The organism is Paenibacillus sp. FSL R10-2778 (assembly GCF_038593035.1).
Classification (GTDB): domain Bacteria; phylum Bacillota; class Bacilli; order Paenibacillales; family Paenibacillaceae; genus Paenibacillus_AQ; species Paenibacillus_AQ odorifer.
The window spans coordinates 2,641,991-2,656,077 of record NZ_CP151956.1; the positions used below are offsets into that span (position 1 = coordinate 2,641,991).

10 protein-coding genes are annotated in these 14,087 nt (G+C 44.7%); 9 read left to right on the forward strand and 1 reads right to left on the reverse strand.

Translation table 11 applies throughout. From position 1 onward, the window contains the following. The first annotated feature begins 12 nt into the window (after positions 1-12). From NST40_RS11510 to NST40_RS11525, 4 genes are all read left to right on the forward strand, one after another. Positions 13-147 carry a hypothetical protein gene (locus NST40_RS11510; RefSeq protein ID WP_256715869.1) on the forward strand — a complete coding sequence of 45 codons (135 nt, stop codon included), beginning with the start codon at positions 13-15 and terminating at the stop codon, positions 145-147. Between the two features lie 124 nt (positions 148-271). Next, positions 272-715 (forward strand): GNAT family N-acetyltransferase, encoded by a 444-nt coding sequence (locus NST40_RS11515; RefSeq protein ID WP_076219441.1) that lies wholly within the window; start codon positions 272-274, stop codon positions 713-715. A 31-nt stretch (positions 716-746) separates the two neighbouring features. Next, a complete protein-coding gene (locus tag NST40_RS11520; protein WP_076219440.1) occupies positions 747-1,238 on the forward strand; it encodes a DinB family protein in 492 nt (163 codons plus the stop codon). A gap of 88 nt (positions 1,239-1,326) precedes the next feature. Next, the gene (locus tag NST40_RS11525; protein WP_342410691.1) at positions 1,327-3,318 is read left to right on the forward strand and encodes a CotH kinase family protein; all 1,992 of its coding nucleotides are present in this window, start codon (positions 1,327-1,329) and stop codon (positions 3,316-3,318) included. A 68-nt stretch (positions 3,319-3,386) separates the two neighbouring features. On the opposite strand, the gene NST40_RS11530 is transcribed toward NST40_RS11525, so the two are convergent. Next, positions 3,387-5,078 carry an ABC transporter substrate-binding protein gene (locus NST40_RS11530; RefSeq protein ID WP_341002154.1) on the reverse strand — a complete coding sequence of 564 codons (1,692 nt, stop codon included), beginning with the start codon at positions 5,076-5,078 and terminating at the stop codon, positions 3,387-3,389. Positions 5,079-5,190: 112 nt separating this feature from the next. Between NST40_RS11530 and NST40_RS11535 the strand changes: the two genes are divergently transcribed. The 5 genes from NST40_RS11535 to NST40_RS11555 all read left to right on the forward strand — a co-directional run bounded on the left by NST40_RS11535 (position 5,191) and on the right by NST40_RS11555 (position 14,062). After that, positions 5,191-6,702, forward strand: coding sequence for a DUF4173 domain-containing protein (locus NST40_RS11535; protein WP_076278099.1), 1,512 nt, complete (start codon positions 5,191-5,193; stop codon positions 6,700-6,702). 24 nt (positions 6,703-6,726) lie between these two features. After that, positions 6,727-7,251: a hypothetical protein gene (locus NST40_RS11540; protein ID WP_076130648.1), complete on the forward strand. Its 525-nt coding sequence runs from the start codon at positions 6,727-6,729 to the stop codon at positions 7,249-7,251. 94 nt (positions 7,252-7,345) lie between these two features. Continuing rightward, entirely contained in the window at positions 7,346-8,044 is a 699-nt protein-coding gene (locus NST40_RS11545) for a cyclic nucleotide-binding domain-containing protein (protein ID WP_036683474.1), read from the forward strand. 160 nt (positions 8,045-8,204) lie between these two features. After that, positions 8,205-9,899, forward strand: a complete 1,695-nt coding sequence (locus NST40_RS11550) for a methyl-accepting chemotaxis protein (RefSeq protein WP_342410693.1) — start codon at positions 8,205-8,207, stop codon at positions 9,897-9,899. Positions 9,900-10,165: 266 nt separating this feature from the next. After that, positions 10,166-14,062, forward strand: a complete 3,897-nt coding sequence (locus tag NST40_RS11555; RefSeq protein WP_342410694.1) for a discoidin domain-containing protein — start codon at positions 10,166-10,168, stop codon at positions 14,060-14,062. The last annotated feature ends 25 nt before the right edge of the window (positions 14,063-14,087 follow it).

Here is a 14,087-nt window from a genome sequence, read left to right on the forward strand (position 1 = left end):
GTCAAAGGTGAGTTGAAGTCCGTACATTCTGGGATTGGTGCGTTTGAGCGAGAGGATTCTATCATCAAAGTGGTAGTAGAGTGGGATGGACAGAAAGACGAATTCGAGTTGAAGGAAGTTTGGAATTATGGGCATTACTCTTTATGAAGGTATTAATACAGCAGTTGGTCCAAAGAGGTTATAATGGAAAGCGAATATCTCATCCACGGAATGGCGGACTGTATGTGTATGAGCAGGGCTGTTAATTTAAAAGAAAGCAGGATGAACAATCATGGTTGTTATTAAAGAAATAGAAATGGAATCTCTTCCTGAACTGGGGAATTTATATCAAGAGCTGATGAATAAACCGTCTGACCTTAATAGGCTTGAAGAAGTATTTAAAGGGGTCAAGGCGGATAACCGCTACATCCTGTTGGGTGCTTTTGTAGAAGGAGAGTTACTAGGGTCTTTGATGGGGATCGTGTGTCAGGACTTAGTGGGGGACTGCAAACCGTTTATGGTGATTGAGAATGTGGTGGTTTCAGCGCGGGCACGCCGTCAAGGCGTTGGCAAAAAACTTATGAACGCCATTGAACAAGCGGCCCGGGAAAGAGACTGCTATTATATCATTTTAGTCTCCGGTGAGCAGCGGAAGGAAGCGCATGTGTTCTATGAATCGTTAGGTTATAGAGATGAAAAGGTGGAGGGATACCGAAAACATTTAAGCTCCCATTAAAAAGTACACAACTTTCTAGGAGGTTTTTAACCTGCAAACATTTTTTCAATATAACTGGATGGTCCGTGAACAATGGTATGAGTGGTGTGGAGATATTTCTGAGGAGGAGTTGCTCGCAACACGTATAGGTGGTGTAGGCAGTATTCTTAAGACGCTTTTTCACATTGTTGATGTGGAGTGGAGCTGGATTCAAGTATTGCAAGGAAAGCCGGATTTCCAAGAGGATTTTGAGCGGTACAAGACTTTGCAGCAAGTACGAGAATTGGATGCAAAATTCCACACAGAGGTGGAACCCTTTGTAACGGCTTGGCATGAGGGGCTGGAGCAGAGGATTTTTGAGGATCATCTTCCGGATGGCAGGATCGTGACTGATGCCTGGGGTGAGGTAATGCGCCATGTGATTGCTCATGAGATTCATCATGTCGGGCAATTATCGGTCTGGGCTAGAGAGATCGGAAAACCGCCGGTTTCAGCTAATCTGATTGGCAAAGGGCTGATAAACAGCCTACCTGGCAAAGCATAGACAAGCTATTCAGCGTATATTCAGATTCATATTTTACAATCTCCTTGAACTGCGAAAACATAAATCTGTACTTCAAGGAGGATTACACATGGTGAAGAAGAAAAATTTGCTGAGAAAGTTCATGGCAGCTACACTAAGTCTTGCTATCGTCTCAACGGCGTTTGGTGTTGCTGGAAACACGCCCGTAGTTAGTGCGGCGGATGCAGGTGTAACGAAAGCGTATGAATCCCTGTTCGCGGGTGACAGAATCATTGATGTTAAAGTAACGATTGATGATGCGGATTGGAAAAGTATATTAGCAAGTCCCCTCGAAAAAGAATACAAAAAAGTTAAGGTTGAAGTTGACGGGAATGTTGTTGAAAATGTTGGATTTTCTACTAAAGGGAATCTGACGTTAAAATCGGTAGCCAGTATGACAGACTCGGATAGATACAGCTTCCGGCTGAAATTTGATAAATATGATAAGAAGCAAACGTTACTTGGTCTTGATAAAATGGTACTGAACAACAATTACTCAGACCCTTCGTATATTCGTGAATATTTACATTACGAAGCGCTTCGTTCTGTAGGTGTGGATGCACCTTTGACTGTGTTCACCAACCTGTATATCAACGGAGAATTATATGGTTTTTATGTAGGTGTGGAAGCGATAGATGATAGCTATCTAGAACGTACCTATGGAGAAAATTATGACGATGGTGTTCTGTATGATACAGAAGAAAAAAGTTATCTGCAGTACAAAGAAGGCAGTGACTACGAAACAATAACTTATGATACAGGTAAGGAAGATGATAAAGCTTCGTTGAAGAACTTCATCAAGGTGCTGAATGAGATGCCTGCCGGTGAGAAGGGTTCTATTGAAAGTGTGCTAGATGTGGATTCGGCACTGAAGTATATTGCCGCTAATGCTGTATTGGGTAATTATGACAGCTATAACGGGGATAAAGGTCATAATTATATGTTGTACGGGGATGCATCCGGTAAATTTAGTGTACTTCCATGGGATATGAACATGTCCTTTAACGGGTATTCTGGTGGCGGAGGCGGCAGAACAGGTACAACAGACACAACAGCTGCTGCGGGCACAACTTCTACATCGGCAACAACCCTTGCAGCCAATACCAACGCAGTAACTGCATCAATTGATAATCCAACGCTTGGGATAAGTTTAGATCAGGTCCCAATGATTGCTAATCTGTTGGAAGTGCCTGAATATAAGACTAAATACCTGAAATATGTATCTGAGCTGGTTGATTATTTGGAAGGAATTCAGAGCAGAATTACTGAATTGGCTACCTTGATCAAACCTTACGTTCAAGCAGACCCAACCAAATTTTATACCATGGAACAATTTGAAAGTAATGTTACTTACTCAGCAACAGGTGAAATGGGTGGTAGTGGAGGAATGACTCCGCCAGCTGGGATGGAAGGCATGACTCCTCCTGAAGGGATGGAGAGTATGACACCACCGGATGGAACGACACCGCCAGCACGTCCTGATAATACAGCGACTGCGACTGATGGCAATCCTACACCTCCAACAGGTAACGCTGGAGGCGGTGGACAAGGTATGGGCACAATGGCTGCAGGTTCGATTATGACCTTTGCGCTGAACAGACTCGCTAATCTGCAAGGCCAGCTAGGACTTAACGTCACACCTCTTCCCTCTGTAACTACAACACCATCAACAACGAATCCGAACACGACGGGCACTAAGGGAATATCCGTACTTTTAAACGGAACAGCGGTCAGCTTTGCAGATCAGCTTCCTGTGAATAAGGATGGCCGGGTGCTGGTGCCAGTGAATGCAATCTTTAATGCTCTGGGTGCTACAGTAACCATGGATCAAACGACTAAGAAAATCACCGCAGTAAAAGACAATACAACGATCGTAATGGCCATTGGCAGCAAGACTGCTTACATCAATGGCAAAGCACTCACACTCGACGTTCCTCCGCAAATTATCGGAAACCGGACACTGGTTCCGGTAAGATTTATTTCCGAGGGATTGAACATGGATGTGAAGTGGGATGCAGGGACTTCTACAGTTACAGCTACGACTAAAACAGCAGCTTTATAATTAGCTTTATCGCAAATGCGGAAATCCGGGGCAAGCTCTGGATTTCCGCATTTTTTACTTCAAGCAGATCAATTCGTGCTGCTAGAGAGCAGTGGCGGAAACCAGACATGACGAAGATCAACCCAACCCTGGCTATTGAAGCTAACTCCACGGACAGAAGGGAGATAAGCAGTCTGAGTAGGTTTTTCATACAAAATATGTAGGTGGTGCTCTTCAATCAGACGGTTCTCGATGATACTGAAACTTTCCGCTCGGGCCACCGGATTAGGTTCGCGCGCGATGGTATATAACCAGCCTTCAATATCCGCTCTAGTATGCGGTTCAATATGCTTAGAGAGTGTGAGGTATAGATCAAACAAACGAAGTTGTTCATCCTCGTCACGGAATAATGAGAAAACAATCAGGTCTGATTCCAGCCGAATCGGACCTTTAAATTCCTCTGGAGACACGGAAATGACATTGCATTTATAACCTTGTTGCTCTAGTCTAGTGGCAATAAAATCAGCATCGCCAGCATATTGTGGAATCGTAGAGATTTGCAACGTGATTTCTTGATCTATTATCGCTTCTTGCTCGATGGACGCTGAATCGTCTTTTAAACAGGAGACTATTTTTGCCCGAAGCAGGGGATCGCTTAGCGGTCCCTTTTTTTGCGTATTGCAGGTGACGAATTTCCGAATGGAAGACTCCGAATGAATTCGGCTCCAGGTCGAAGAACTGGCGGATGAGGGATTCTGAATCACGTGAAAAGCAGAACCCGTATCAGAGGATGACGTTTCGGTATCCCACGGGACATAAAGGATTTCAACCCGATCTAAATGAGCCCGTCCTTGAAAATAATAAGGAAAAACCTCCAGCACACAAGTGTCCTCGGTCATATCCACAACCTTAAAGGGACCAGTCCCCACGGGTCTACGGCCAAAGCTCTGCTCATCCATTCCTTCTAAATCACGCGGTACAATTGCGGCTCTGCTCGTACACAAAAATGGCAGAAATAGTTCATTAGGCTGCTTAAGCGTAATTTGAACGGTAGATGGATTTAATGCGGTGACCCGCTGGATTTCTTTGAAAATATAGCTATAGAGTGTCCGTTTAGAGGTTTGCATCAACCGTCCCAGGGAATAGACTACATCCTTGGCTGTCAGCACTTTTCCATGATGGAATAACACCTCTTTGCGTAGAAAAAAAGTCCAGAGCGTCCGGCTCTCATCGACTTCCCAGGCGTGAGCCAGACAGGGAACAATTTTGTCCCGTTCACCACTTCGTTTCACTAACCCGTCGAAAACATGGCTGGAAACAAATGACTCTGCCAGCAGATTCATATAGAGCGGATCGAAGGTATGGAGCTGCTGGGTAATAGGCAGCCGGAGAGTATCAATTTGTTTGTCACTACGAATTTCAGAATGATGCCCAAAATAGGTCAGCAGCCAACCCTGCAGTGTATCCTGCAGTGAGGTGGAGCTGGCATGGGTTTTGATGCCTTCTATAGCGTTGTGGACATCTTTGCGGCTAATCGCCTGCATCATGGATTGAAGGGCTATTTCTTCGGAGGGAACAAGAAATTGCAGCAAAGAGCGGCTTCCCCGTCCACGCTTAGGCGTCCATTTGATCCATTCCTGCAACATCATTTTATTCACAATATGCATGGCATTGCGGTGTGTACAGCCGAAAATCAATGCCAACTCATCCATCGTCACTGAGATTTCTGTGGCTCCCCCAAAATGAGATTGCAGCTTTAAAAATTGGCTATGCAGCTTCATTGTTTTGGTTCCTTTCGGAAAATAGGAAATTATAAATAAATTATTTCTCTTTTTTTTCTTATTTTATCACGTAAAATAAGGATGAGAAAGTAAGAAAATGGGGGTAATTACCATGACCGAGGAAATGGAAACGGAAACGGGACTTAGGCTTAATCGATCGCTTGCTGCTTTGCTTGCCGCGTTCTTACTGGCAATAGTTCATCAGTATTTATTTTATGGAAAGCTGGCGGGCCTATCGTATCCAATCTTTGTATGTCTGTTCTATGCGTTCATGCTTTATTATGCCAAGGCTAAAATCCGCAAGCTTAACAAATTCAGTTACTTCTGGTTTGGAGCGATTTTTCTACTTTCATTAACCTATTTATTCTTTCATAATTTTTTCTTCTTTGGGCTGAACCTGCTGGTGATCCCGGTGTTGATTTTATTACATATGACTTATTTGCTTAGTGATAAACGGCCGGCTTGGAGCCGGCTTGGATTAGTGGGGAACACGCTGGAGCATGTGCTTCCACAGAATTTCCGCCATTGGAGCACTGTGTTTACGATCATTAAAAGGTCTGGCGGCAGTAAAATGAAGGACGAGCGTAAGCAGGTCATGGGGAAAGTGCTGATAGGACTTGCGATCTCTTTTCCAATATTGCTGGTTGTGGTGACTCTGCTGTCCTCAGCGGACGGAGTGTTTCATCATGTACTGCTGGCGCTGCCGAATGTGCTGGATCGGATTTCATTTGGGGAAGGTTTTGTGCGGGTGCTGTGGATTATCCTGCTGGGCATGGGCTTGTTCGGCTTAGTGTGGGGGTATGTGGATTCGAAAATCTATGACTGGAATATGCAGCCTAAGGAATATGGTCCAGTGCTGGCGCCTGTAAGCTTTAAAATGGATCCGATAATTATGACGACGATTCTTATAGCCATTAACACGGTATATGTATTGTTTGTTTTCGTACAGTTTTCTTACTTGTTTGGAGCATGGGAAGGGATTTTACCAGAGGGCAGCTCATATGCTGATTACGCACGTAGTGGATTTTTTGAGCTGATTATGGTGGCTGCGATTAATTTCGTGATTTTGCTGCTGGCTTTGGTATCGGAAGGAAAAAGAAGTGGGGGGCTGCAAAAATTCATTAATGTCCTGCTCTACATTCTGGTTGGTTGCTCGACAGTTATGTTATATTCCGCCTATACCCGTCTGACTCTATATGAAGAGGTGTACGGCTATACCACGACTCGGTTTTTAGTGCATGCATTTATGATATTTATGGGCTTATTGTTGGTGGTTGCAGCCTTACGGATAGCTGTTCAGCGTGTGCCATTGGCGAAATGTTATATTGTGCTGGGCTTGATCTCCTACGTCGTCATGAACTATATCGGGATGGATGTTATTATCGCTAATAAAAATATGGATCGCTATGCGGCAAGTGGTAAATTGGACGCCAATTATTTGGTCCGTTTATCTCCGGAGGTCATCCCTTCTCTGATAAAGTTTAGTGAACAGGAAGATGGGATGCTGGATGATTTTTTAAAGAATGAATGGAGAGAACTCAATAAGCGTGAGCAGGCATGGCAGTCGTTTAATTTCCCGCAATATCTGGCGCAGCGTGAGCTGGCTGAATATTTTGCACAGTAAAGGTAAGAAGAAGGTGTGAGGTCAGTGAGGAAGAAGCCATTTAAAAGAGGCTGGTCATTTATCATTATTTTTATTACGGTAGGTTTAAGTTACGGGATCTATCATATCTACTTATACAATGCGCCCAAACAAAATCATTACTCGCGTGTTTCCAGCACCCATCTTGAACAGGAAAGTCTGGGCGGCATTCAGCTGCTTCAAAGCCTTGATTCAATCGCTAGGGAACCTAAGCCAAATAATGATATAGAGCGGTATCAGTATTATGATCTGGGTCACGAGACAACAATAGCCACAGCACGTGGTGATGATAAGATCATTCTAATCAGCGTCTATTCCGATCATACGATGAGTACGGCAAGAGATATTCATATTGGAGCTTCAGCAGACGAAGTGATCAAGGCTTATGGCACTTCTTATTATAAAAGAGGGGAGCAAGGGGCTGAGATTATCGGATACGTGGATAAAATCAACCATCGGAGTATTGAATTTTGGCTGCAGGATCAGAAGGTAGATATGATTCGTTATTGTGTGGATTCTGTTGTAATGTAAAGTGTCATAGGAAAACCTTATTAAAAAGGACATATGTCCTTTTTTTGTGGGGTATTCTAAATTACACTGGAGCAAACAATAGAGGGGGCACTACATGCAGACGATAAATGACCGTGAGGCTGTCCGTGCCTTGGCAGTGAAGAACGGTCTGGACGGAATATTTAGCCCGCTGGTAACGCATAAAATGGAGTTGAGACGTTACGCGGATGAAGAAAAGCTGTGTCTGGTTGGCGATCAATTGGATGGGATGTTCATATTGGTTGAGGGCAAGCTCAAAATTCAGACCTTGCTGCCAAATGGCAAATCTATGCTGGTGCGGTTTACAAATCCGATATCTGTGATTGGGGATGTAGAGCTCCTTCACCGGTTCCCTGTTAAGAACCAAGTGGAGTCTGTGGGTGAGAGCTTGATTCTTTTTGCAGGGAGAAGACTACTCCTGAGAGAGCTTGAGGAAAATACAGCGTTGTTACGTTTTCTCGTCGGAGAACTTAGTCACAAATTGCATACGCTCGGTCAAGCCTCCGCACTTAACCTGTTGTATCCTGTGGAGAATCGATTTGCCAGTTATTTAATGTCTTTGTTCGCAGATAAAAATGGTGACCGGCGGGTGGAGGAGATTCGGACCTCAAGTCTTATTGAGACAGCAGAATTGCTTGGCACAAGCTATCGGCATCTTAATCGAATCGTACGGCGTTTTATTGATGAAGGAATCATTACACGAAATCGTGGACGCTTAAGTGTACTGGATGAATCGAAGCTGGCAGAGCTGGCTAACGGAAATTTATACGAATAAAAAGATCTCAAGAGACTATTAGTTCCTGCCTCGGCCGGAAATAGGGGTCTTTTTGTTTTTTTAAGCAAACATTCAGTTCAAATTCAGAGAGGCTTAAGGGAGAGCTAGTAGGATAAAAGTACCAAATAGATCTACATACATATAGAGATGAGGAAAACCGATGGTGAAAAGTATCCGTGGGAAAATAGTCTTAGGATTTACTGCTGTGATTATAGTCTTTCTAGTGGCGATAGCCGGAAACACATTGTTTCAGGGGAAGGTTACCCAATTGACAGATCAGGTTAATCGTAACTGGGACAAGCTGTCACTTGTTCAAGGCTTAACGGATAAGATTCGTACCGCAGATGAGCTGGGTGCTCGTTATGTGATGAGCAACACAGATGATGAGCGGAATTCATATCTGGCGCAGTATGAAGAAATGCTCCCATTGATTGAAAATGCTATTACAGAGCTGGAGAATGCCCGGTTAAGTGAAGCTGAGTTAAAGGGTGTAACTGAGCTGAAGAGCAAATGGAATGATTATTTGATCGTTCTGAAGGAAGCTTTTGCCTTAGCTAAGGAAGGAAATTTCCCGGAAGCACAGAAGAAATTCACGGACCTGTCATTAGACGCTATGATTGAATCTCAGATTGTGTTTCAGAACATGCTCATGGAGGAAATAGAGAATGGACAAAGCCTGGCAAATTCGCATCGTAATAACGCTTTGATTACTAGCTTTGGTGTGACCGGATTGTCGGTAGTGCTCGCGGTGGTCCTTGCGCTGCTAATTTCTGGACGGATTATTAAACCGCTTCGTGATGTGAACACTCAGTTGAAGGAAATTGCAGATGGGGATGCCGATCTTACGCGCAAGTTAAGTGTTCGTTCTAAAGATGAGATTGGTGAACTGGCGTTTAACTTTAATAAAATGACAGATAATCTGGGCACGATGATTGAACAGGTGAAGTTATCAGCAAATAGTCTCGCGAGTTCCTCTACAAAGCTTAGGTCAGATAGTGGAGTGACGGCAGGCGCCACAGAACGAATATCGGATATTATGGGTGAAGTCGCTTCTGGAACAGCCAGACAGATGAATGATTTGCAGACCAATACAATTACAATCTCAGAAATATCACTAGGAATCGGTCAAATTGCTGCCAGTGTCCAGGACATCTCGGAAGCCTCCCATCGCTCTGCGGCATTTGCCATTACAGGAGATGAATCCCTTCAGGCCGCTGGGCAGCAAATGGAATCGATTAATCACTCCATACAATCTTTATCACAGCAGGTCCAAGGTTTTGTGAATCGATCTCAGGAGATTGGCAGTATTGTAGGAGTCATAAAAGGAATCGCTTCGCAGACGAATATGCTGGCCCTAAATGCGACGATTGAGGCAGCTCGTGCTGGTGAGCAAGGTAGAGGTTTTGCTGTGGTTGCCGATCAGGTCCGTAAGCTGGCAGAGCAGTCCGCGGAATCCGCCAATCAAATTGCAGAAATGGCGACTGGGATCCAAAGTGAAGCAGATGATGCCATGAAGGTGATGATGAGCAGCATGCGTGAAGTAAAGGGAGGTACGGAGATTATCGAGGAAGCGGGACGTTCCTTCGGTGAGATTCGATTATCTATAGATTCACTTGCTGAACAGGTTCAGGAAGTATCTGGAGCCGTGGAGGAGATTACGGCGGCTGCGGATGAGATTGTAGAGTCAATTCGTAACGTTACGCAAATCTCGGAAACAACCGCTGCGAGTACTCAGCATGTGTCAGCAGCCTCACAAGAGCAAATGGCTTCGGTCGAACAAATTGCATCCTCTGCAAGTGAATTAAGTACAATGGCGCATGGACTGCAAGGGTTGGTAGCTAGATTTAATGTATAACATGAAGCGTCGGAGAGTTAAGGGGCAATATAGTCCCCTTGGCCTCTCCGGGGCTTTTTTTGTTGAACGTAATATCCCACATACAAAGCATAGAAATCGCCATCGACGGCCATCTACCTATAACTTATATTATTAGCGTTATTAGTTAGCTTGTATCCGTAATCCATCATTTCAAATGTAGGAGGCGAATGTCTATAAAACTACTGTTTTGAAAGCGCATCCTTTCTGCTGTGTAGCTCCACAAAATTTTGGAAGGTGGTTATTCAATGATAGCAGCTTCTAAAAGATTTACCGGGAAGACGGCAGTACTTTATTGTTTGATTGTTATATTATTTGTAGGTCAGTTAGGATTATATCCCTCGGTGAGTTTAGCCGCGGGGAATTTAGCCCAAGGGAAGACTATTACTTCAAGCTCCTTCGGTGATGTATACGTAGCAGCCAATGCTAATGACGGCAGCCAAGGAACGTATTGGGAGAGCGCAAGCGGTGTTTTTCCGCAATGGGTTAAAGTGGATTTAGGGGCAGCAAGCAGCGTGAATCAGGTTGTGCTAAAGCTGCCTACGAATTGGGAAACAAGAACTCAAACGTTAGCGGTGCAAGGGAGTACAGATGATGCAGCTTACAATAACTTAGTAGATTCCGCCAATTATACATTTAATCCAACGAGTGATTCCAATACAGTGACCATCAGCTTTACAGCTGCGAATGTCAGATATGTTAAACTGAATTTCACATCCAATACAGTCTGGCCAGCAGCACAGTTAGCGGAATTTGAGGTTCATGGTAATACAACTACAACTCCATCCTCAGGATATGAAGCGGAGAATGCCGCATTATCCGGTGGTGCCAAGGTTAACACGGATCATACAGGTTATACAGGTACAGGATTTATTGATGGTTACCTAAATCAAGGTGCTGCGACTACATTTAGCGTTAATGTGGCTTCTGCTGGTAACTATGATGCTACATTAAGATTTTCAAATGCATCAGGCAGTACAAAAACCATTAGTGTTTATGTGAATGGAACTAAAATTAAACAAACCTCACTTGCGAATCTGGCCAATTGGAATACTTGGTCAACAAAGATTGAGACGCTGGCTCTGAATGCTGGGGCTAACACGATTACTTATAAGTACGATGCAGGAGACACTGGAAATGTGAATCTAGATAATTTGAACGTCACTCCAGCTTCTGCGACAACACCTACGCCAACGCCGACGGCAACTCCGACACCAACAGCAACACCTACCCCAACTCCAACGGTAACACCGACAGTAACACCTACGCCAACACCGACAGTATCACCTACACCAACGCCAACGGTAACACCGACCCCGACACCAACAGTTACATCAACGCCTGGGGCGGGTTCCAATCTGGCTTTGAACAAAAGCATCAACGCTTCCTCTTCCGTCTTTACCTTTGTTCCTACAAATGCGAATGACGGTGATGTAACTACTTACTGGGAAGGAGCAGGAGGAAGTTATCCCAATACATTATCTGTAAACCTGGGTAGTAATGCCGATATTACATCCATTGTCCTCAAACTGAATCCATCATCGGCCTGGTCCACACGTACTCAGACTGTTCAAGTGCTTGGGCATACTCAGAATACAACAGCCTTTACTAGTCTTGTGCCAGCAACCGTGTATACTTTTAATCCGGCAACTGGCAATACGGTCACTATTCCGGTAACGGCCACGGCTAGTGAAGTACAGTTGAAGATTACCACCAATACTGGTTCAACCGCTGGACAAATCGCTGAATTCCAAGTGATGGGTGCACCAGCTGCTAATCCGGATTTGGCGATAACCGGTCTTACATGGTCACCTTCAGCTCCAGTAGAGACCAATGCCATTACTTTAAATGCAACGGTAAAAAACCTTGGAACGTTAGCTTCCATAGCGACTAATGTGAATTTCTACTTGGGCAGCACACTTGTAGGCACTAGCCCAGTGGGGGCATTAGCGGCTGGCGCATCTACGAACGTCACTTTAAATATGGGCGCAAAGGATGCTGCTACCTATACTTTAACTGCAAAGGTTGACGAGAATAATACGGTTATTGAATTGAACGAAGGCAATAACAGCTTCACTAGCCCAAATTCTCTTATTATAGCTCCCGTATCCAGTTCTGATCTAGTAGCTTCCCCTGTTAGCTGGACACCAAGCAATCCAGCAGGCGGCAATGTGGTCAGCTTCTCGGTGGCAATCAAGAATCAAGGGACAGCAGCATCCGCAGGGGGTGCGCATAACATAACCTTGAAGGTTCTGGATGCTACTACGAATGCTGTACTCCAAACCTTAACTGGAACCTATAACGGCGTGATTGGCAGTGGAGTAACAGCGCCTCCTGTTAGTCTTGGCACTTGGACAGCAGCTAATGGCAAATATACTGTGAAGACGGAAATTGCCGTAGACACTAATGAGCTGCCAGTTAAACAGGCCAATAATATTCAAACACAGTCTCTTTTTGTAGGTCGTGGAGCCAATATGCCTTACGACATGTATGAGGCTGAGGAGGGTGTGATTGGTGGCGGGGCTGTGAAGCTTACTGCTAATCGGACCATTGGAGATCTTGCGGGTGAGGCTTCAGGCAGAAGAGCAGTCACACTGAATACTACAGGCAGTTATGTAGAATTCACTACTAAGGCTGACACTAATACACTGGTCACCCGCTTCTCCATTCCAGATTCGGCGAGTGGAGACGGTACGAATGCTACACTGAACATCTATGTGAACGGAGTTTATACCAAGGCGATTAATCTGACCTCTAAATATGCATGGCTGTACGGTTCAGAGATAAGTCCCGGCAATTCACCAAGCGCGGGTTCTCCGCGGCATATTTATGATGAAGCTAACATTATGTTCGACAGCACGATTCCGAAAGGTAGTACGATTCGACTGCAAAAGGATGTGGCAAATACCTCGCAGTATGCCATTGATTTCATCAGTCTGGAGCAGGTATCACCGATTACCAATCCAGATCCGGCCAAATATACGGTCCCAGCCGGCTTTACACATCAGGATGTGCAAAATGCGCTAGATAAAGTACGCATGGATACGACCGGAAATCTCGTAGGTGTGTATTTACCAGCCGGTAACTATCAGACCTCCAGTAAATTTCAGGTCTATGGAAAAGCAGTGAAGATCATTGGTGCGGGCCCATGGTATACGAGATTTTACGCTCCAACGAATCAGGAGAATACGGATATCGGTTTCCGGGCAAGCGATACCGCTAACGGCTCTACTTTTGCGAATTTTGCTTACTTTGGGAACTACACATCACGTATTGATGGCCCGGGTAAAGTATTTGATTTCTCCAATGTGGCAAATATTACGATCGATAACATCTGGACCGAACATCAGGTGTGTATGTATTGGGGAGCTAATACGGATTACATGGTGATCAAAAACTCCCGTATCCGCAACACCTTCGCTGACGGCATCAATATGACGAATGGCAGCACGAATAATCTCGTGTCCAATATTGAGGCACGGGCAACAGGGGATGATAGCTTTGCATTGTTTTCGGCTATTGATTCCGGTGGTGCAGATATGAAGGATAATATTTATGAGAATCTCACTTCAATCTTGACCTGGCGGGCAGCAGGTGTAGCCGTCTATGGCGGATATGCCAATACCTTCCGCAACATTTATATTGCTGACACGCTTTGCTATTCTGGAATTACGATCAGCTCACTTGACTTCGGGTATCCAATGAACGGCTTTGGCGCTTCACCGACAACGAATTTTGAGAATATTTCCATTGTTCGTGCAGGTGGACATTTCTGGGGGGCACAGACCTTCCCGGCAATCTGGGTATTCTCAGCCTCTAAGGTATTCCAAGGCATTCGTGTCAGTGATGTGGATATCATTGATCCAACCTATCATGGCATCATGTTCCAGACCAACTATGTCGGCTCCACGCCGCAATTCCCAGTGACAGATACCCTCTTCACGAATGTCACAATTTCCGGTGCGCAAAAGAGTGGAGATGCTTTTGACAGCAAATCCGGAGTGGGTATCTGGGTAAATGAAGCGGCTGAGGCTGGGCAAGGTCCTGCCAGAGGGTCAGCCACCTTTAACAATCTGAAGATTACCAACACGGTAACGAATATTAAAAATAATACGTCTACTTTTACGATTAACGTTAATCCTTAAAAATAAATGCTGCCAGTACTGAACA